Raw genomic sequence first — 19,274 nt, 5'->3', positions numbered from 1 at the left:
CGAGGAGGACCCCATGCCGCGCGGCGCACGAGAGATCACCCTGCGCTTCCTCGCCGCGCCGACCGACGCCGGCTACTCCGGCACCGTCGGCGGCGGGCGCGTCCTCGAGTGGATCGACAAGGCGGGCTACGCGGCGGCCGCGGGGTGGAGCGGGACGTACAGCGTCACGGCATACGTCGGCAACGTGCGCTTCACGCGGCCCGTCGAGGTCGGCGACCTCGTCGAGGCGACCGCGAGGGTCATCCACACCGGCACGACGAGCATGCACATCCTCGTCACCGTCTCGGCCGGCAACCCCCGGGACGGCGACCTCCGGCCCACGACCGACTGCATCATGGTCTTCGTCGCCGTCGACGAGCACGGCAGGCCGACACCGGTCGCCCAGATGGTCCCCGAGGACGAGCACGACCGCGAATGGCAGGAGAGCGCCGTCACCCGCATCGGGCTGCGCAACGAGATCGCCGCCGCAATGGCGGCCCAGACCTACAGCGACGCCGGCACCGCCCCGCGCGTCGTGCTGCGCTTCCTCGCCGCACCGACCGACGTCAACTGGGGCGGCAAGGTGCACGGCGGCATCGTCATGCGCTGGATCGACGAGGCCGCGCACGTGCTCGCGACCGAGTGGACCGGCTCGGCGTCCAACGTCGCCGTGTACGCCGGCGGCGTCCGCTTCTACCGACCGCTGCGGATCGGCCATCTCGTCGAGGTGGAGGCACGACTGCTGCTCACGGGCACGTCGAGCATGCACATCAGCGTGCACGTCCGCTCGGGTGACCCGTCCACCGGCGACCTCGACCTGACGACCCACTCGCTCATCGTCTTCGTGCCGCTCGACGTCGACGGCAACGCCGTCGCCGCTCGCCCATGGGTGCCCGTCAGCGACGAGGACGTCGCCCTGCACGACCACGCCCAGGCCCTCGTGGTGATGCGCAACGAGGTCGACGCCGAGCGCCACATCCCTTGACCCACAGCGCTTTTCGCTGACCGTACGCCTCTTGGCCGGCGCGGGTCGGTCACCGCACCGCAGCCATGGCCTCGACCAGGGGCACGACCTCCGACGCGTCGGGGAGCCCCGCGATCTCGTCCGCGAGCGCCTCGGCTCTCGACCTGACACCCGCGTCGTCGAGCACCCGGTTGACGGCTTCCGCCAGCCCGGACATGGCCGTTTGCCGTCCCCCGAGCCGCACGCCGGCACCGACCTCGTCGATGCGCTGCGCGTTGACCTCCTGGTCGAAGGCGAAGAGGGGCACCAGCACCTGCGGCACCCCGGCCGCGAGGGCCGACATCATCGTGCCGAACCCGCCGTGACCGACCATCGCGGACGCGAGCGGCATGACGTCGTCCTGCGGCCACCACTGCTCGACGTGGGCGTTCCGGGGCCAGGGGCGCAGCATCTCGGGGTCACCCGCGTGCCCCGTCGTGAGGAGCACCCGCACGGGGAGGTCGGCCAGCGCCTCGAGCGAGAGGCGGAAGACGGTGCTCAGCTCCTCGAAGCCGGCCGTCACCGACCCGAAGGTCACGTAGACGAGGGGGCGCTCGGAGTCCCCCCACGTGGTCGGCAGGGTCCCCGAGCGGGTGCTCGCCTCGCCGTCCCGATAGCGCATGACCGTCGGGACGCCGCCCCCTGCAGCATCGTCATTCGTCCCGCTCCCGTCCTCGTCGGTGATGTCGAGACTCGGTGGCACCTGCGAGAAGACGGGGGCCGACGACATCGCCGCAGCGCACGACCCCCGGTCGAGCCCGGCGAGCACGTCGAGCTCGCCCAGCGGGTCGACGAGCACCTGCCCGGCCCACCGCTGGAGGTTCCCGAGCCCGATCGCCATCTCGACGTGCGGCACTCCGGATCGCACAGCGGCGGCGAGCGACCCGAACTCGCACGGCTCGCGCAGGATGACGTCGGGAGCCCAGTCGTCGACGACCTCCTGCACGCGCGGCCAGGCCGCCTGCGCGTCGAGCCGGCCGAAGACGTCGCGCACCACCGTCGCGTTGGCCTCTTTCGGAGACATCGACGGCAGCCGACCGAAGACGGCGCCCATGACCTCCGGCGGCACGTCGTCGAACGGCACGTGCTCGAGACCGGCCCGCGTCACGTGGCTCGCGAACGACTCCGGGGCAGCCACCCGCACCTCGTGTCCGGCCTCGGCGCACGCCCTCGCGACCGAGGTCATCGGCCCGAAGTGTCCCGTGCCCGCCGTCGTCGCGAACAGCATCCGCATGGCCACCAGCGTCCCACCGCCGGCGTGCGGGCACGAGGCCTTTCCGACGGCACACCCTCGGCCGAAGCGATTCGTGGGGCACAAGCGGGGACACGCGGAGTTCACCCGATGGCCACCGGAGGGGCACCCAGCCGCTCCCCCACCGCTCATAGCGTCACAGACGGTTCCCAGCCGCGTCGACCAGAGGGGCGCGGCGGACTCACCTCGCCGAAGGAGCACCCGCGTGACCCCCAAGCTTCTCCCCGTGATCGCCACCCCGCGACACGGCTCGCGCAGCCGCATGACGTGCCACTACCGCTGCAACAACGCGTGCGACGCGCCCGTCCCCAACGAGAGCGCCAACCCCGCGATGCGCGACCTCGTCGAGCGCGCCCTCGCCCGCCGGTCGCTGCTCAAGGGCGGTGCCATCGGCGCCGGTGCCCTCGTCGTCGGCGGCCTCGCGACCGCCACGCCGGCCGCCGCCGCCGACTCCACGGCCGCCTCGGCAGCTCGCGGCCGCCAGACCGGTGACGTCAGCCGCGCCGCCTTCACGCCCGTCGCACCCAACCGCGCCGACGCCGTGACGAACGCGCCCGAGTTCACCCACAACGTCGTCATCCGTTGGGGCGACCCGGTCGAGGCCGGCGCGCCCCGCTTCGACGCGCACGCCCAGACACCCGAGGCTCAGGCCCAGCAGTTCGGCTACAACAACGACTACGTGGGCGTCCTGCCCCTCGACGGCCGTCGCGCGCTGCTCGTCACGAACCACGAGTACACCGACGAGAACCTCATGTTCCCGACGGGTGAGTACGACGACGCGACGACCAAGAAGATCGCGATGGCCGCGCACGGCATGGCCGTCGTCACGATCGAGCGCGGCCGCGCGCAGGGATCCTGGATCCGCGCCGACCACCGTCGCGCCCACCACAACCGCCGCATCACCGTGCACACCGAGTTCGCCTTCCACGGCCCGGCCGCCGGCCACGAGCTGCTCCGCACGGCCGCCGACCCGACCGGCACCCGCGTGCTCGGCACGTTCGGCAACTGCGCGGGTGGCACGACGCCGTGGGGCACCGTCCTGTCCGGCGAGGAGAACTTCAACGGCTACTTCGACGCGAGCGGCGCCGTCGACCCGGCGAACGCGACGTCGTTCAAGCGCTACGGCCTCGCGACCGGCGCTGCCACGAACCGCGGCTGGTCCACCGTCGACGAGCGCTTCGACCTCAGCAAGCACCCCCACGAGGCCTACCGCTTCGGCTGGGTCGTCGAGGTCGACCCCTACGAGCCCGACTCGACGCCGGTCAAGCAGACCATGCTCGGCCGCCTCAAGCACGAGGGCGCCAACGTCACGATCTCCGACTCCGGCCACGCCGTCGCCTACATGGGCGACGACGAGCGCGGCGACTACCTCTACAAGTTCGTGTCCGCCGACCGCTTCCGCCCGGGCAGCTCCCGCTCGGCCCGCGCCCACAACAAGACGCTCCTGACCCAGGGCACGCTCTACGTCGCGAAGTTCGTCGGCGACGGCACGGGCGACGGTGAGTTCGACGGCGCCGGGACGTGGATCGCCCTGACCTCGGACACGACGTCCTACGTCGCCGGCATGAGCGTCGCCGAGGTGCTCGTCAACACGCGCCTCGCCGCCGACACCGTCGGCCCGACGAGGATGGACCGCCCCGAGGACGTCGAGCCCAACCCCGTCAACGGCAAGGTCTACGCCGCCCTGACCAACAACTCCGACCGCGGCGTGAAGTACCCCACGGACGAGACGAACCCGCTCGGCTCGAGCATGGTCCGGGCCGCCCTCGACGCGCCGCTGACGAGCAAGTCCGGCAACCGCAACGGCTACGTCCTCGAGCTCACCGAGCTCGGGAACGACCACACCGCAACGACGTTCACGTGGGACCTCTTCCTCGTCTGCGGCGACCCCGCGGCCCCGGAGACCTACTTCGCCGGCTACGACACGTCGAAGGTCAGCCCGATCAGCTGCCCCGACAACGTGGCCTTCGATGCCGCCGGCAACCTCTGGATCTCAACCGACGGCAACGTCCTCGGCTCCAACGACGGCCTCTTCCGCGTCCCGGTCGCCGGCCCCGACCGCGGTCGGGTCGAGCAGTTCCTCACCGTGCCGTTCGGCGCCGAGACGTGCGGCCCGCTCGTCACCGACGACCAGCTCTCGGTCTTCGTCGCCGTGCAGCACCCGGGCGAGACCGACGGCGCGACGTTCGAGACGCCCTCGAGCACCTGGCCGCACACCGACGGCNTTCCCGCGCCCGAGCGTCGTGGTCTCCTACCGCCGCTGACCGAGCGGCGCGACGCGCGAAGGCCCGGCACCGTCAGGGGGTGCCGGGCCTTCGCGCGTCCNCGAAGGCGTATGCCGGTCAGGACGTCAGCGTGAAGCCGCCCCAGCCGGTGCCGACGCTGTAGACGTCGCCGGGTGAGAAGACGCCGTCGCCGCGCAGCTCGAAGCTGACCAGCTCACCGGCCGTGGTGCGCACCCAGAGCAGGGGGCGGTGCCACGTGACCTCGGTCATCGTCATGGCGTTGAACTGGCCGAAGCCCGAGCCGATCTGGCGACGCGCGAGGAAGCCGACCGTACCGTTGCCCGGGTAGATCCACAGCCGGCCCGCCGAGTCGCGCGTCATGAGGTCGGCGCGGTTGTCGAAGTCGATGTCGCCGGTGCCGACGATGGTGAGGCCACCCCAGCCGGTGCCGAGCTGGACGCGGGCGGCGAGGGTGCCGCGACCGGTGCCCGGGTAGAGCCAGAGCGTGCCGGCGCCGTCGCGCGCGACGATGTCGGCCCGGGCGTCACCGTTCCAGTCGCCGGGCGCCACGAGCGTGTAGCTGTTCCAGCCCGTGCCGAGCGCGGTCCGGGCCGAGAAGCCGCCGGTCGGCTTGCCGCGGTAGAGCCACAGCGCGCCGTTGGCGTCGCGGCCGACGAGGTCGGCCTGGTCGTCTCCGGTGAGGTCACCCGCGGCGAGGACTGCCGTGTAGCTTTTCCAGCCGGACCCGATCTGGACGCGGCCGCTCAGCTGGTTGCCGGTGTTGCGGTAGGCGTAGAGGTTGCCGCTCGAGTCGCGGGCCACGATGTCGTGGTGGGCCTCGGCCGTGAAGTCCGAGGTGCCCTTGCTCTGCGGCTGGCGCACGTCCCACCCGTTGATGAGGGTGTCCTCGAACTCGAGGCCGACGGCGGTGACCTCGTCATCGAGCTCGTTGGCGGGGTCGACGTAGTGGACGGCCATCGAGTAGCTCGTCGGGTCGGCCGTGTCGGGCGTGTCGCGCTCGACGTACAGCGTGCCGTCCGGGGTCAGGCGCGGCGAGATGAAGAAGTCGGTCGTCGAGGTGCGCACAGGAGTGACCGCACCGCTCGTGGCCTTGCGGCGCAGAGCGCTGGACGACTGGTCGTCCGCGGTCCAGCCGAAGAGGATCGTGCCGTCGGGTGCGACCTCGGGCGTGTACCCGCCCGCGGTGCCGCTGAGCGGCGTGACGACCCCGGTCGCCTTCGTGACGACGGCGAGACCCGGCGTCGTCACCCCGAACGTCGACACGACGAGGCTCGTGCCGTCGGGACGCCACGAGGGCTCACCGATGCGCGTCGTGGTGTCGAGCACCGTCTTGGTGTGCGGGCCGAAGACGTCGACGAAGCCGAGGCCCAGCGACCGGCCGGTGTCGGCGGCGTAGCGGGTGTAGGCGATCGTCTGCCCGTCGGGCGAGAAGTCGGGGTCCGCCGGGAAGGCACCCGTGCCGAGGTCGACGGTGAAGACGAGCGCGGAGCTGGACGCGCGACGCACCTCCAGGACGGCCCGGCCGGTGGCGTCGTCGATGACCTTGGTCGCCGCGTAGAGGCGACCGTCGGTCGAGTAGCGGGGGCTCTGGTACTCGTTCGCGACGGCACGGCTGCCGACGCTGAACATCCCCTGCTGGAAGATGCCCGTCGTGCCCGCGACGACGGCGTCGGGGTCGCCGGCGCCGTCACGGGTCCACATGCCGTACATGAACTCGGTCGAGCAGTCGAAGTCGGGATCGGTCCCGTTCTTGGCGATGAGGCGGTACTGGTAGGACACGTTCTCGTTGACCGTCGTGTCGTTGACCTTGAGGGTCGTGCCCGAGCCCGTGGCGATCGTCCGCCAGGAGCCGTACTCGCGCAGCCGCTGGAGTGTCAGGGCGCCGTTGATCGGCGACGTGGCGTGGACGACCGTGCGGTCGGCCATCGGGTTGACGTCGATGGTGCCGTCGGCGCACGTGCCCGCGACCGCCTGCGGCGCCGCCTGGGTCGTCAGGGACGGGGACGTGCCCTCGACGGAGGCCGCCGAGAGGGACACGGAGCCGAGCGTGCTCGCCGCTACGCGGCCGGAGGTCGCCGAGCGAGGCGCCGCCTTCCGGCCCTGGGCGGAGCCGACGGCCTTCCGGGCGCTCGACGCGACCTCGCCGGACGACGCCCTGGCGCTGCCGGCGACGGCGAGACCGGTGCGGCCGCGCAGGTCGAGGCCGTGCGACCCCTGCGCCTGCCCCGCACCCGCCGGGACGGCGAGTGCGATGGGGCCGAGCAGCGCCGCAGCGGCCCCGATGGTGAGGGCGCGAGCCCCCAGGTGATGACGAGCCACGTGGCTGCCTTTCGTGAGGATGGAGGGCCGCACTCCGGGCGGCCGACCGGAGCCTAGACGACACGGGCGACATGTGGTGGCTTGTCGGCACAGATCTGCACGAACCACCACCGGTCCCACGCGTCCGACGGCGTATGCCGTGCCGCTCGGTCAGCGCGCACGCGTCGGCAGGTGTGTCCGCGGCGCCATCCTCGGGCCCCGGCGCGGCCGGTGGTGACCCGCGAGACCGAGCAGGTGCTGCACCCGGTAGCGGTGACCGCGGTAGGGCTCGAGCAGCTCGGCGAGTCCGTCGTCGTCGACCGGGGTCCCGGTCAGGGCCCACCCGATGTCCTTGGCGACGTGGTGGTCGCCGAACGACACGGAGTCGGGGTCGCCGAGGGCCCGCTGGGCGACCTCGGCCGCCGTCCACACCCCGATGCCCGGCAGCGCACGCAGCCGACGGTGCGCCTCGGTGACCGAGACCGACGCACCCTGCTCGAGCCGGCCGGCATACCCCGCGGCCCGCACGATCGTGCGCGAGCGCGCGCCGTCGACCGACGCCTGCAACCACGCCCACGAGGGGACGGCCGCCCACCCGGTCGCCGTCGGCGGGGCCATGAGCCCCGGGAAGGGACCCGGCGCCGGCGCGCCGAAACGACGCACGAGCAAGCGGTAGCCGGAGAACGCCTCCTGGCCCGTCACCTTCTGCTCGATGACCGCCGGTGCGAGCGCGTCGAACACGAGGCCCGACCGCGGCACCCGCCAGTGCGGGAAGCGCCGCCACGCCTCGGCGACGAGGTCGTGGTGCGGCTCGAAGCCCGAGGGGTCGTCGTCCTCGCCGAGCAGCGCCGGCACCGCGGCGAGCAGCCACGCGGCCCCCGGACCCCACGCCTGTGCGTGCACCTCGGAGTCGCCCGGACGGCACACGAGGTGGAGGGTGCCGACCCCCTCCGGGGTCTGCGCCGCCCGCGTCACCGTGCCGTCGCGTCCGAAGCGCGACGTCGGGTCGCCCGAGCCCCTGCGGAAGACCCCGAGCTGGGCGCGCAGCGCGATCTCGCGGTCGCTGCGCCACAGGCGGGTCAGGGGTTCGGGCACCACAACATCCTCGCCTACACTCAGCACCGTCGCCCCACGGGATGACACCTCCCTCGCCGAGTGCGACCCACACCGCTCCGCCCACCGGCCCCACCGGCCCCGGCCCCATGCCGACAGACCGACAGGAACGAGGAACGATGGCCCGCGAGACGAGCCGAGACCGCCGCGAGCGCGTCGCCGAGATGCAGGCCGCCCAGAAGAAGGCCGAGCGCCGTCGCCTCTTCGTCGTCATCGGTGCCTGCGTCGCCGTCATCGCCATCATCGGCGCGGCCGTCGCCTGGGCGATCATCGGTGAGCAGAACAAGAAGGACGAGGCGCTCGCCAACATCAGCGGCGACGTCGCAGCCGCCTCGTGCGACCCGGTCACGAACGACCCCGCGAGCGGCTCGAGCGAGCACGTCGGCCCCGGCACCAACCAGCCAGACGTGACGAAGATCGCGTACTCCACGGTCCCGCCGTCGAGCGGCAAGCACTTCGCCGTCCCCGCCGTCGACGGCCGCCGCGTCTACACCGTCGCGGACGCCCCGCAGATCGAGACGCTGGTGCACAACCTCGAGCACGGCTACACGATCCTCTGGTACGACCGCTCCGTCGAGAAGGAGCAGGCGGCCGCGTTCCAGGCGCTGTCGACGCAGGTCAACGCCATGAAGGAGTCGGCCAACAAGTTCCTCATCAGCCCCTGGGACCCCGCCTACGGCGCCCTTCCGGCCGGCAAGAAGTACGCCCTGTCGCACTGGTCGGCCGACGTCGACCAGGCGAGCGGCAAGGTCGCCAACCAGATGGGCCACCGCCAGCTGTGCGGCGGCCTCAACACCACCCTCGTCGAGGACTTCGTCAAGAAGCACCCGTGGAGCTCGGCCCCGGAGCCCGGCGCCGCCTGAGCGGGCCACCCGTCAGCACGACGCAGCCCACGCGTACGCCTTCCGGCCCCCGGTGACCCACCGGGGGCCGGTCGCGTGAGGCGGGGTTACCCTGCCGTCATGGCGATCACCGGCGAGTACGTCCCCAGCCCGAGCGATTGGGTCCGCAAGCAGGTCGAGACGATCGAGCGCACCGGCACCACCGACTCCGTGGACATCATGGGCCTGCCCGTGGTCATGCTGACGATGCGCGGCGCGAAGACCGCGGCGATCCGCAAGGTGCCGCTCATGCGCGTCGAGCACGACGGCTCGTTCGCCGCGGTGGCGAGCCAGGGCGGAGCGCCGACGCACCCGAAGTGGTACCACAACCTCCTCGCCCACCCCGACATCGACCTGCAGGCCGGCACCGAGACGTTCCCGGTGCACGCCCGCGAGCTCGAGGGCGAGGAGCGCGAGCAGTGGTGGGAGCGGTGCGTCGCCGCCTACCCGCCCTACGCGGAGTACCAGACGAAGACCGACCGCCTCATCCCCGTCTTCGTCCTCGAGCGCCGCTAGTCCGGCGGCGGCTCAGACGCTGACGTCGCTCTCCGCGGCGGCGTGCCGCTCGCTGATGAGGTGGTGCGAGCGGGCGTAGAGCCACCCTCCGAGCGCGGCCACGACGTCGACGATCGTGACGATGAAGCGCGACATGATCGCGACCGCGGCCGCGGCCGGCGTCGGCATCGCCGTGGACAGGATGAGGGTGAGCAGGCCCTCGCGGGCGCCCAGCCCGGCCGGCAGGACGATCGTCAGCATGCCCAGGGAGACCGACAGCGCGTATCCGGTCATCGCAGCGGTCGTCAGGTCCGGGTGGGGTGACGCGTCGCCGGCGACCGCTCGGGCCAGCAGCAGGGTGTGCACGCCGAACGCGACCCACACGAGGACGAAGATGACGACGGCGCGCAGGACGGCGCCCGCCGACAGCTCGTGCTCGAGGGGTTCGCGCTTGATGGTGCGCAGCATCTTGGCGATGACCGCGTTGAGCAGCTTGGGCACGCAGAGCACGACGAGGATCGGGATGCCGAGGAGCAGCCACCAGTCGAAGCCCGACTCGGTGCTCGTGAGCAGGAACGACGCCGCCGGGAGCCCGACGAGCAGGCCCGTGAGCAGGGCCAGGCCGAGCGCGAGCAGGCCTGTCACGGCGGTGCGCCGGCGCGGCACCTTGAGGTGGCTCGCGATGTCGGCCTGGACGAGCACCGACCACAGCGAGCCGGGGAGGTACTTGCCGAGCTGGCCGACGAAGTAGACGCCGGAGGCGGGCGCGAGGTGCAGGTCGGAGCCGAGGTCGCGCAGCAGCGTCTTCCAGCCGATCATCGTCAGCCACGTGCCGACGGCCGCCGCCAGGGTCGACCACAGGAACGTCGTCCACGAGATCTTGTCGAGGTGCACGGACACGTCGGCCCAGTTGTGGACGACTGCGTAGGTGACGGCTGCGAGCGTGATGAGCGCGATGGCCACGCGCAGGAGGGTGAGGATCTTCTTACGGGTCATGTCGCACCCATCATCGCAGTGTCATCCGGGTGCTCAGCGCCGTCTCAGCGTGAGACGCACGAGTCCGTATGCCGCGTCGTCGGCCCGGGCGCGTGACGCCGCCTCCCGCATCCGGGAGTTGACGTCGCCGTCGAGGTCGCCGATGAGCACGAACCCGAGGTCGTGGGCGCGGGCCAGGATGCCGCGCACGTCGGCGGGTCCGACTGCCCCCTCGGCCGCGCGCGGGCCGATCGGGACGGTGACGACGAGGAGGCCCCCCGAGCGGAGCGCCCACGAGGCCTGCTCGAGCACGTGGTCGACGTCGTCGGCGTCGCACCCGTTGGGGTGGATGCGGACGATGACGTCGAGGGAGCCGGTGTCGACGTCGAGGGCCGCGACGCTCGGGTGCGCGCCCGTGAAGTCGATCTCGACCGGCGCGAAACCGACCGCGCGCGCCCACCGGGAGAGCAGGGAGCGGGTGCCGCCCTCGTCGACGATCACCGCGCTGCGGCGGCCGTCGTCTCGCACCCGCAGGATCGCTGCGAGGCTGCCGAGGGCCGCCCACGCCGAGACGCTGTCGAGGGACCGCGGCAGGCCGAGGATGCGCGAGAGCCGGCGGGCGTCGTCGGCCTCGTCGGGCTCGCCGAGCACGTCGGTCGCGAGGACCCACTCGGGCAGGTCGTCGGGACGCAGGGAGACGAGCGGGCGCCGGGCCGCGACGGCCCGGGTGGCGCTGCGGCGCACCCGACCGGCGACGTGGCGCGCCCCGTGGCCCAGGAGCCGCCCGGTGCGCGGGAGAAGGCCCCGGTCCCCCGCGGCGGTCTCGTCGGAGGTCTGGTCGGCGGGCTCGAGCTCGTCCGGGTCGTCCGGGTCGTCCGGGTCGTCCGGGTCGTCGCGGTCGTCGGGGTCGTCGGGGTCGTCGGGGTCGGGGGCGACGGCATACGACCCGCCCGGCTCACCGAGCAGCACGCTCTCGTCGACGGACAGGGCCTCGAGCGTGCCGAGGTAGTGCGCCCACGGACCCGAGAGGTCCGGCGTCTGCACGCCCTCGGCGAGGCGGCGGCGGACGTCCGGGTCGCCGAGGCGCCGGAGGGCGCCGGCGAGCGCACGCTCGTCCTCCGGCGGGACGAGGATCCCGTTGACGCCGTCGTCCACCTGCTGCGAGAACGGGGCGATGTCGGAGGCGAGGACGGGCAGCCCGTGCGCGTGCCCGAGGATGACGTTCTGGGACGCCGTCGCAGAGCGGTACGGCAGCGCGAGGACGTCGTGGTCGGCGAGGAGCGCGGCGAGGGCGTCGGCCGGGACGTAGCCGTCGCGGATCTCCACCCGTCCCGCGAGCGCCGGGTCGGAGGCGAGGCGGCCGATGACGCCGCGGTTGGCCCCCCAGATCTCACCGGCGATGGTGAGCGTCACCTCGGGCACGGACCGCATGGCACGCAGGAGCACGTCGATGCCCTTGTACTCGCGGATCAGACCCAGGGCGAGCAGCCGGGTGGGACCGGGGCGCGGGCCGCGCAGGATGGGGTCACCGCCGGGCAGGTGGGGCGGGAGGTCGGCCACGGAGACGCGGCGCGCGCCGAGGTCGTGGGCCACGGTGGCCTGGTCGGCGCTGTGGACGAGCACGGAGTCGACGCGCGAGAAGAGCGCCGACATGAGGCGGGCGTCGCCCGGATGGGGCTCGTGCGGCAGGACGTTGTGGCACACGACGACCGACTGGGGGCGTGGGCCGGCACCACCGGGCACGGCGCCGGCGGCCCGCAGCAGCGCCAGGTGGGCCGGCACGACGGGAGGCATGACGTGCACGACGAGGATGGCGTCGACGTCGCGCAGCCGCCGCCCCGCGCGCACCCAGGTGTCGGGGCGGGCCCAGCTGAGCGCCCGGATGGTCCGCGGGAACGGCGGCACCTCCGGCACCCCGTCGGGCACCGAGGCGTCGGCGTGGTGCAGCTTCGAGGGGTAGAGGTGCGCCCACGACACGAGCGTGACGTCGTGGCCCGCGTCCGCGAGGTGGTGGGCAAGCATCGTCGTGTGTGCGGCGACTCCACCCTTGTGCGGATGGGTCGGGCCGACGATCGCGAGGCGGAGCGCGGCCGATCCCGTCGAGTCGTCCGGCCCGGCCGAGGCCTCGAGGTGGGGTGCGGCTCCGGGGCTCCCGGCGGCCTGGGGCAACGCGTCCGTCATGGTGCCCCGACTCTAGTTGCCGGCGTGCACCCCGAGGCGTGCTGCCGCCTGCACCTCGCGTGTCGGTCGGGGCGCCGGGGGCGCTCTACGCTGGGCGCATGCAGAACGAGGACGTGTGGCTGGTCGTGCCGCTCTACGACGAGGCAGCCGTCATCGCCGACGTCGTGCGCGAGGCCCGCGCCGTCTTCCCCAACATCGTGTGCGTCGACGACGGGTCGCACGACGCGTCTGCCGCCCGCGCGGAGCAGGCCGGCGCGGCCGTCGTGCGCCACCCCGTCAACCTCGGCCAGGGCGCGGCCCTGCAGACCGGCTTCGACTACGCCTTGGGTGACCCGGGCATGCGCTACGTCGTCACCTACGACGCCGACGGCCAGCACCAGATCGACGACGTCGAGGTCATGGTCGAGCGCATCCGGCGGGAGGACGTGCGCGTCGTCTTCGGCTCGCGCTTCCTCGACGAGCGCACGGAGGCCTCGGCGTCCAAGCGGCTCGTCCTGCGAGCCGCGGTCGCCTACACCAACTTCACGACGGGCACCCGCCTCACGGACGCACACAACGGCCTGCGCGTGCTGCACCGCGACGTCGTCGAGAAGCTCGACATCACCCAGAACCGGATGGCCCACGCGTCCGAGATCGTCGCCCAGATCGGCTCGATGCGCTTCGACGGCGCCAAGGTCGCCTACGCGGAGGAGCCCGTGCACATCCTCTACACCGACTACTCCAAGGCCAAGGGCCAGTCGCTCTGGAACGCCGTCAACATCCTGGCGGAGCTGATCTGGCGATGAGTCGACAGAGCGTCATCCAGATCCTGCTCATCGCCGCGGTCCTCGCCATCGCGTGGCGGCTGCTGATCGGCTCGGGCCAGCGCACGCAGGCCATGCGACGGCTCGGGCTCCTCTTCCTGCTGGGCATCGTCATCTACTCGATCATCGACCCGAGCAAGACGTGGACCAACCTCGCCAAGGCGCTCGGGATCGGGCGTGGCGCCGACCTCATCCTCTACGGGCTCGTCGTGGCCTTCCTCGGCTTCGTCGTGACGACGTACAAGCGCTTCCGCGCGATGGAGACCCGCTACACGCGTCTCGCGCGGCGCATCGCCCTCGACGAGGCACGGCCGGCAGTGGAGCACGTGAGGTCGACAGGATCGACTGACACACTGTCCGCCGAGGTTCCCCCGTCCCCGAGCGTGAAGGCAGCCGATGCCGACTGATCCGAGCACTCCGCGCCGCCCCGGCACCCCCGGCCGCGACGAGGCCTACGTCGTCGACACGCGGCGTCGGCCCAAGCGACCCCGAGGTGGCGCCGTCGCACCCCCGCGCCACGACGAGCGGGACCTCGGACCCACCGCCCCACCCCACGAGCCGCGCTACCGCTGGCGCAAGGGACGCATCGCGCTCGTCGTGCTGCTCGTGCTCCTCGTGGCCTGGATCGGCTTCATGGTCTGGGTGCCGATGCAGGCCTGGGGGGCCGTCAACAAGGTCGACAACATTCCCGACGGCGAGCGACCCACCGACACCTCGGGCTACAACTACCTGCTCGTGGGCTCCGACAGCCGCGAGGGCCTGACCAAGGAGCAGCGGAAGAAGTACGCGACGGGCAACGCCGCGGGCAACCGCACCGACACGATCATGCTCGTCCACGTGCCCGAGAGCGGCGGGAAGCCGGTCATGGTCTCGCTGCCCCGCGACTCCTACGTGCCGATCCCGGGCCACGGCTCCAACAAGATCAACGCCGCCTACTCCATCGGCGGGCCGAAGCTGCTCACCGACACCGTCGAGCAGGTCACCGGCATCCACATCGACGGCTACATCGAGATCGGCCTCGGCGGGTTCGCCTCCGTCGTCGACAGCGTGGGCGGCGTCGACATCTGCGTGGCCCGGGACATGAACGACAAGAAGGCCGGCATCGACCTCAAGAAGGGCTGCCAGACCCTCGACGGCGGCAACGCCCTCGGCTACGTCCGCTCCCGCTACGAGGACCCGCTGGGCGACATCGGCCGCGCCGCCCGCCAGCGGCAGTTCTTGGGCGCGCTCATGAAGAAGGCGGCGACGCCCTCGACCGTCCTCATCCCCTGGCGCTACAAGAGCTTCGCCGACGCCTCCGCCGCCGGCCTCGCCGTCGGCCAGGAGACCGGCATCGCGGACGCCGTCCGCGTGCTCCAGGCGATGCGCGCCGTCAGCAACGACGAGGGGCTCTCCCTCTCGGTCCCGACCTCGGACCTCGCCTACCGCACGAGCGCCGGCGCCCTCGCCGTCAAGTGGGACACCGAGCGCGCCAAGGCGCTCTTCAGGGCCCTCAAGGACGACGAGCCGCTGACCGAGCCGCCGCCCGGCACCACCGTCGAGGGAGCGAAGAACAGCTGATGGCCGACCTGTTGCCCGCCGAGGTGCTCGCCCGGATGGTCGCGGCCGACCCGGGCCGGCCGCGCCTGACGTGGTACGACGACGAGCCGGGACCGACCGCGGGCGAGCGCATCGAGCTGAGCGCGCGCGTCCTGGCCAACTGGGTCTCCAAGGCCGCGAACCTCCTCCAGGACGACGCCGCGGCCGGACCGGGCACGACCGTCGGCCTCGACCTGCCGGCGCACTGGCGCTCGCTCTACTGGGCGCTCGCCACCTGGTCGGTCGGGGCGACGGTCGTCGTCGGCAGCGCTGCGGCCGGGGCCGACGTGCTCGTCACCGACTCCCCTGCCGCTGCGGCCGGCCACGGCGGCGACGCGGTCCTCGTCTCCCTGCCGGCGCTGGCCCGCAGCCACCCGGAGGCCGGCGACGCAGGCGGCGCCGTCGACGAGGCCCGCGAGCTGGCCACCCACGGCGACCTCTTCTCACCGATGTCCGACGCCGAGCCCGGAGACGTCGCGCTGGCCGCGGACGGCCTCGACACGGCATACGGCGCCGTCGTCGTGCCCGACGACGGGTGGGGCACGTCCCCGCGCGTCGCGCTCGCCGGTGGGCTCGAGCAGGTCCTGCGACTGGCGCTCGGCGCGTGGTCGGCCGACGGCTCGGTCGTGCTCGTGCGCGGTGACCGCGAGGATCTCGCGGCTCGCTTCGCGTCCGAGGGCGTCACGGTCGACGCCCGCGAGAACGCCTGAGCCGCAGCCGGTTACGCCGACAGGCGGTCGAAGAGGGACCAGGTCCGGGAGGCCACGACCCCGGTGCTCGCGAGACCGGCGTGCGCCTGGGCGGCCTTGACCGCCTCACGCGTCGCCAGGTCGAAGATGCCGGTCTGACGCACCCCGAGGAGGCGCTGCACGGCGACCACCTGGGGTCCGGTGTCACCCGCGCGCAGCACCGTCGACCGGTCGGCCACGAACGGGAAGTCACGCGCCTCGAGCACGTCCCAGAGCTCGGGCGTCACCAGCCCGGTCTGCGGCCGGGCGAGCGACCGCTGCAGCGAGACGACCTTGTCCCGTGTCACGGAGCCGAAGACGCCGTCGACGGCGAGTCCACCCAGGGCGCGCTGGAGCACCCGCACCGCCGCGCCCCGCGACCCGGTCGCGAGCGTCAGGCTCTTGTATGCCGTGTAGCTCGTGCCGACGTCGACGCTGGCGACCCCGGCGCTGGTGCGTGACGACGTGCTGGCGTAGGTGGTCATGGCGAGGTCCCTCCCGGTCGTGGTCGTGGGCAGCTCTGCGGTCGTCACGGTCGGGCGGCCCACGAGGGCGGCCGTCGCCGTGGCGGACCAGCCGCGCGTGTAGAGACGCTGCTGGGTCGTGGAGTCGGCGACGCCGGTCTGCGGCAGGCCGGCGAACCGCTGGTACGCCGTCACCCGCGCGCGGGTCATCGTGCCGTAGTAGCCGGTCGTGGGCAGCGAGCCGAGCCTGGCCTGCAGGGTCTTGACGGCCGCCGACGTCATGCCGAACCGCAGGGTCGGGTAGGCGGGCGTCGTCGCGCCCGAGGCCGCCGTGCCGGTCCACCCACGGACCCACAGCCGCGCCTGGGTCACGGGGTCGGCGACGCCGGTCTGCGGCAGCCCCACGAACTTCTGGTAGGCCGTCACCCGGGCCCGCGTCATGGAGCCGTAGTAGCCCGTCGTGGGCAGCGATCCGAGCTTCGTCTGGAGGACCTTGACGGCGGCCGAGGTCATGCCGAGCCTCAGCGTCGGGTAGGCGGCGGTGACGCTCCTCCAGCCGCGCGTCGCGAGGATCTCCTGGGTGCGCAGGTCGGCGGTGCCGGTGCGGGGCAGTCCGACGAAGGCCTGGTAGGCGATGACGCGGGCCTTGGTCTGGTCGCCGAAGTAGCCGGTGGTCGGGAGGTTGCCCAGGCGCACCTGCAGCTGTCGCACCGCCTCGGAGCGCATGCCGTAGGAGAGCACGACCGGCTTCGTCGTCACCGGCGTCGTCGGCGTGGTCGGGATGCTCGACGCCGCCGGCGGGAGCGTGGTGAGGTAGCTGCGCGTGGCGACGCCGGTCCACCACGACGTGCGGCCCGCCGCCCCGTCGTAGTTGAAGCTGAAGTGGACGTGGTCGGTGTGCGGCGACGAGCCGTAGTACGGCGCCCAGCCGCGCTCCGTCGCGTAGGAGCGCCACATCTTCCGGTCGTGGATGATGTACATGATCCCGAAGCGACGGGCCATCGCCCCCTTGACGCCGTTCTTGTCGGGGGCCGTCAGCCACGCGAGCACGGACTGGGCGACCGCCTCCTGCGAGGGGTTGCTGACGTTGAGCATCCAGTCCCACGCACGGCCGTCGTAGTGCTCGGAGGGGCCGCTGCCGCACGTGCGCCCGATGAGGCCGGTCGAGCCCATCCCGTAGTGCGAGGTCATGAGCCGGGCGAACGCCAGCACGCCGGGCCGCGCCACGGGGTCGCAGATCGTCTGCCCCTGGTAGGGCACGTAGACGTCGAGCGCGCTCGGGAGCGTCCGGGTCGGTGGTGCCTGGACCGCCGCGGCCGGGGTCGCCGTCATCGGCACCGTCAGCGCGGGCAGGGCGAGGACGAGGCCCAGCGGGCGTCGGCGCAGGGCCATGGTGAACCTCTTGTCAGGCGTTGGAGCCGGGTCGAGACATGGGGTGGTGGGTGGCGTGCAGTGGGTTTACTCCCGCACCATTTATGCACTCCAGTCACACCCATCACAAGGCAGTCCGCTGAATTACAGGGGTGTTCTTCTCGACGGCGTCGAATGACACGGCTGTCATTCGGCCACTCCGGGAGCCGGACGGCATACGTGCCCGGCGACCACAGGTCGACCCGCTCGTGTAGGGCGACCCCACGGCACCGGCGCGCGGCGGCGCGGATAGAGTCCGACCCATGGACAAAGTCGTCTCCACCCCCCAGGAGGCCATCGCCGGGATCAGCGACGGAATGTCGCTCTCGGTCGGCGGTTTCGGCCTCTGCGGCATCCCCTCCGTCCTCATCGCGGCGATCCACGACGCCGGCCTCACCGACCTCGAGGCCGTCTCGAACAACTGTGGCGTCGACGACTGGGGCCTTGGCATCCTGTTGCGCGACAAGAGGATCCGTCGCATGGTCAGCTCGTACGTCGGCGAGAACAAGGAGTTCGAGCGGCAGTACCTCTCCGGCGAGCTCGAGGTCGAGCTGACACCGCAGGGCACGCTCGCCGAGCGACTGCGCGCCGGCGGCTCCGGCATCGGCGCCTTCTTCACGATGACGGGAGTCGGCACCCAGATCGCCGAGGGCGGGCTGCCCTGGCGCTACGACGACTCCGGCAACATCGCCGTCGCGTCGCCGCCCAAGCAGACCCAGGACTTCGACTGGATGGGCGAGACGCGCACCTTCGTCCTCGAGCAGGCCATCACGACCGACTTCGGTCTCGTGCGTGCCGCCAAGGGCGACCGTCACGGCAACCTCGTCTTCAACCAGTCCGCCCGCAACTTCAACCCGCTGTGCGCCATGGCCGGCCGCGTCACGGTCGCCGAGGTCGAGGAGCTCGTCGAGCCCGGGCAGCTCGACCCCGACGAGATCCACCTGCCCGGCATCTTCGTCCAGCGCGTGCTGCCGCTGACCCCCGAGCAGGCTGCCGAGAAGCGCATCGAGCGCCGCACCGTCCGCCCGCGCACGACCACCGAGCAGGAGGCCTGAGATGGCTCTGACCCGTGAGCAGATGGCCGCGCGCGCCGCCGCCGAGCTGGCCGACGGCGCCTACGTCAACCTCGGCATCGGCCTGCCGACCCTCGTTCCCAACTACGTCCCCGACGACGTCGAGATCGTGCTCCAGTCCGAGAACGGCATCCTCGGCGTCGGTGCCTACCCGTTCGACGGCGACGAGGACCCCGACCTCATCAACGCGGGCAAGGAGACCGTCACCCTCCGCAAGGGTGCGGCCTTCTTCGACTCGGCGACGAGCTTCGGGATGATCCGCGGCGGCAAGGTCGACGCGGCCATCCTCGGCGCCATGCAGGTCTCTCAGGGCGGCGACATCGCCAACTGGATGATCCCCGGCAAGATGGTCAAGGGCATGGGTGGTGCGATGGACCTCGTCCACGGCGCCAAGAAGGTCATCGTGCTCATGGAGCACAACGCCAAGGACGGGTCCTACAAGATCGTCAAGGAGTGCTCACTGCCCTACACCGGCCGTGGCGTCGTCCAGCGCATCATCACCGACCTCTGCGTCCTCGACGTCACCGACTCGGGCCTGGTGCTGCGCGAGCTCGCACCCGGGGTCACCGAGGCCGAGGTGCGCGAGAAGACCGAGCCCGAGCTCATCGTCGACCTGTAGCCGGCGCCCACCCACGGCTGAGCCACCGGCCCCTCCCACCGGCTTCCGAGAACGAGAGAAGGCGCGGTCACGAATGTCGTGACCGCGCATTTTCCGTGCCTGCGGGAACGCGGGAATTTACCTCCCTTTGTCATTCGGTCTGCGCAATTGCGGTCTTTCCTGTGAATTCGGCTGGT

At 72.3% G+C, this 19,274-nt stretch carries 15 protein-coding genes and 1 pseudogene; 10 read left to right on the top strand and 6 right to left on the bottom strand.

Annotated features, from left to right (window positions below; genetic code table 11):
- The first annotated feature begins 13 nt into the window (after positions 1 to 13).
- Positions 14 to 964: an acyl-CoA thioesterase gene (locus tag ASG96_RS15255; protein WP_057588494.1), complete on the top strand. Its 951-nt coding sequence runs from the start codon at positions 14 to 16 to the stop codon at positions 962 to 964.
- 49 nt (positions 965 to 1,013) lie between these two features.
- Here the strand turns inward: ASG96_RS15255 and ASG96_RS15250 are convergent, their stop codons facing one another.
- Complete coding sequence (locus ASG96_RS15250) at positions 1,014 to 2,216, bottom strand: glycosyltransferase (RefSeq protein ID WP_162262044.1); 1,203 nt, start codon at positions 2,214 to 2,216, stop codon at positions 1,014 to 1,016.
- Here ASG96_RS15250 and ASG96_RS15245 point away from each other — a divergent pair.
- A pseudogene (locus tag ASG96_RS15245) lies at positions 2,215 to 4,458 on the top strand (PhoX family phosphatase); the annotation flags it as partial. The gene ASG96_RS15250 and the pseudogene ASG96_RS15245 sit on opposite strands and share 2 nt — an antisense overlap.
- 118 nt (positions 4,459 to 4,576) lie before the next feature.
- Here the strand turns inward: ASG96_RS15245 and ASG96_RS15240 are convergent.
- Positions 4,577 to 6,799 carry an FG-GAP-like repeat-containing protein gene (locus tag ASG96_RS15240; RefSeq protein WP_056759564.1) on the bottom strand — a complete coding sequence of 741 codons (2,223 nt, stop codon included), beginning with the start codon at positions 6,797 to 6,799 and terminating at the stop codon, positions 4,577 to 4,579.
- A 150-nt stretch (positions 6,800 to 6,949) separates the two neighbouring features.
- Positions 6,950 to 7,876 carry a DNA-3-methyladenine glycosylase gene (locus ASG96_RS15235; RefSeq protein ID WP_056759565.1) on the bottom strand — a complete coding sequence of 309 codons (927 nt, stop codon included), beginning with the start codon at positions 7,874 to 7,876 and terminating at the stop codon, positions 6,950 to 6,952.
- A 134-nt stretch (positions 7,877 to 8,010) separates the two neighbouring features.
- On the opposite strand from ASG96_RS15235, the gene ASG96_RS15230 reads away from it, so the two are divergent.
- Positions 8,011 to 8,754 carry a DUF3105 domain-containing protein gene (locus ASG96_RS15230; protein ID WP_056759566.1) on the top strand — a complete coding sequence of 248 codons (744 nt, stop codon included), beginning with the start codon at positions 8,011 to 8,013 and terminating at the stop codon, positions 8,752 to 8,754.
- A 99-nt stretch (positions 8,755 to 8,853) separates the two neighbouring features.
- Positions 8,854 to 9,288 carry a nitroreductase family deazaflavin-dependent oxidoreductase gene (locus tag ASG96_RS15225; protein ID WP_057588492.1) on the top strand — a complete coding sequence of 145 codons (435 nt, stop codon included), beginning with the start codon at positions 8,854 to 8,856 and terminating at the stop codon, positions 9,286 to 9,288.
- A gap of 12 nt (positions 9,289 to 9,300) precedes the next feature.
- Here the strand turns inward: ASG96_RS15225 and ASG96_RS15220 are convergent, their stop codons facing one another.
- On the bottom strand, positions 9,301 to 10,263 hold the full coding sequence (locus ASG96_RS15220) for a lysylphosphatidylglycerol synthase domain-containing protein (RefSeq protein ID WP_057588491.1): 963 nt from the start codon (positions 10,261 to 10,263) through the stop codon (positions 9,301 to 9,303).
- Positions 10,264 to 10,296: 33 nt separating this feature from the next.
- Positions 10,297 to 12,423, bottom strand: a complete 2,127-nt coding sequence (locus tag ASG96_RS15215; protein WP_235509177.1) for a glycosyltransferase family 4 protein — start codon at positions 12,421 to 12,423, stop codon at positions 10,297 to 10,299.
- Positions 12,424 to 12,521: 98 nt separating this feature from the next.
- On the opposite strand from ASG96_RS15215, the gene ASG96_RS15210 reads away from it, so the two are divergent.
- Genes ASG96_RS15210 through ASG96_RS15195 form a run of 4 tightly spaced genes read left to right on the top strand, consistent with a single transcriptional unit; the run spans position 12,522 to position 15,514 of the window.
- Positions 12,522 to 13,208: a glycosyltransferase family 2 protein gene (locus ASG96_RS15210; protein ID WP_056759666.1), complete on the top strand. Its 687-nt coding sequence runs from the start codon at positions 12,522 to 12,524 to the stop codon at positions 13,206 to 13,208.
- Complete coding sequence (locus ASG96_RS15205; protein WP_056759571.1) at positions 13,205 to 13,633, top strand: DUF2304 domain-containing protein; 429 nt, start codon at positions 13,205 to 13,207, stop codon at positions 13,631 to 13,633. Before ASG96_RS15210 ends, ASG96_RS15205 begins: the two co-directional genes overlap by 4 nt.
- Positions 13,623 to 14,786: an LCP family protein gene (locus ASG96_RS15200; RefSeq protein WP_057588490.1), complete on the top strand. Its 1,164-nt coding sequence runs from the start codon at positions 13,623 to 13,625 to the stop codon at positions 14,784 to 14,786. Before ASG96_RS15205 ends, ASG96_RS15200 begins: the two co-directional genes overlap by 11 nt.
- Positions 14,786 to 15,514 carry a TIGR03089 family protein gene (locus ASG96_RS15195; RefSeq protein ID WP_056759574.1) on the top strand — a complete coding sequence of 243 codons (729 nt, stop codon included), beginning with the start codon at positions 14,786 to 14,788 and terminating at the stop codon, positions 15,512 to 15,514. The genes ASG96_RS15200 and ASG96_RS15195 overlap by 1 nt, the downstream gene beginning before the upstream one ends.
- 11 nt (positions 15,515 to 15,525) lie before the next feature.
- On the opposite strand, the gene ASG96_RS15190 is transcribed toward ASG96_RS15195, so the two are convergent.
- Positions 15,526 to 17,388 carry a peptidoglycan-binding protein gene (locus tag ASG96_RS15190; RefSeq protein WP_057588489.1) on the bottom strand — a complete coding sequence of 621 codons (1,863 nt, stop codon included), beginning with the start codon at positions 17,386 to 17,388 and terminating at the stop codon, positions 15,526 to 15,528.
- A 281-nt stretch (positions 17,389 to 17,669) separates the two neighbouring features.
- Between ASG96_RS15190 and ASG96_RS15185 the strand changes: the two genes are divergently transcribed.
- Together ASG96_RS15185 and ASG96_RS15180 are read left to right on the top strand one after the other, a co-directional pair.
- Complete coding sequence (locus ASG96_RS15185; protein WP_057588488.1) at positions 17,670 to 18,461, top strand: CoA transferase subunit A; 792 nt, start codon at positions 17,670 to 17,672, stop codon at positions 18,459 to 18,461.
- Position 18,462: 1 nt separating this feature from the next.
- Positions 18,463 to 19,098, top strand: coding sequence for a 3-oxoacid CoA-transferase subunit B (locus ASG96_RS15180; protein WP_056759580.1), 636 nt, complete (start codon positions 18,463 to 18,465; stop codon positions 19,096 to 19,098).
- Positions 19,099 to 19,274: the final 176 nt, after the last annotated feature.

It is taken from the genome of Terrabacter sp. Soil810 (assembly GCF_001429645.1).
Lineage (GTDB): Bacteria > Actinomycetota > Actinomycetes > Actinomycetales > Dermatophilaceae > Terrabacter.
This window is presented reverse-complemented; position numbering and strand designations above follow the sequence as displayed.

What these genes read in the sequence shown, in the direction of transcription:
- ASG96_RS15205 (WP_056759571.1), top strand. Translation starts at nt 13,205, where the DNA reads ATGAGTCGACAGAGCGTCATCCAGATCCTGCTCATCGCCGCGGTCCTC.
- ASG96_RS15225 (WP_057588492.1), top strand. Translation starts at nt 8,854, where the DNA reads ATGGCGATCACCGGCGAGTACGTCCCCAGCCCGAGCGATTGGGTCCGC.
- ASG96_RS15230 (WP_056759566.1), top strand. Translation starts at nt 8,011, where the DNA reads ATGGCCCGCGAGACGAGCCGAGACCGCCGCGAGCGCGTCGCCGAGATG.
- ASG96_RS15180 (WP_056759580.1), top strand. Translation starts at nt 18,463, where the DNA reads ATGGCTCTGACCCGTGAGCAGATGGCCGCGCGCGCCGCCGCCGAGCTG.
- ASG96_RS15215 (WP_235509177.1), bottom strand. Translation starts at nt 12,423, where the DNA reads ATGACGGACGCGTTGCCCCAGGCCGCCGGGAGCCCCGGAGCCGCACCC.
- ASG96_RS15250 (WP_162262044.1), bottom strand. Translation starts at nt 2,216, where the DNA reads ATGCGGATGCTGTTCGCGACGACGGCGGGCACGGGACACTTCGGGCCG.
- ASG96_RS15200 (WP_057588490.1), top strand. Translation starts at nt 13,623, where the DNA reads ATGCCGACTGATCCGAGCACTCCGCGCCGCCCCGGCACCCCCGGCCGC.
- ASG96_RS15195 (WP_056759574.1), top strand. Translation starts at nt 14,786, where the DNA reads ATGGCCGACCTGTTGCCCGCCGAGGTGCTCGCCCGGATGGTCGCGGCC.
- ASG96_RS15255 (WP_057588494.1), top strand. Translation starts at nt 14, where the DNA reads ATGCCGCGCGGCGCACGAGAGATCACCCTGCGCTTCCTCGCCGCGCCG.
- ASG96_RS15190 (WP_057588489.1), bottom strand. Translation starts at nt 17,388, where the DNA reads ATGGCCCTGCGCCGACGCCCGCTGGGCCTCGTCCTCGCCCTGCCCGCG.
- ASG96_RS15220 (WP_057588491.1), bottom strand. Translation starts at nt 10,263, where the DNA reads ATGACCCGTAAGAAGATCCTCACCCTCCTGCGCGTGGCCATCGCGCTC.
- ASG96_RS15210 (WP_056759666.1), top strand. Translation starts at nt 12,522, where the DNA reads ATGCAGAACGAGGACGTGTGGCTGGTCGTGCCGCTCTACGACGAGGCA.
- ASG96_RS15185 (WP_057588488.1), top strand. Translation starts at nt 17,670, where the DNA reads ATGGACAAAGTCGTCTCCACCCCCCAGGAGGCCATCGCCGGGATCAGC.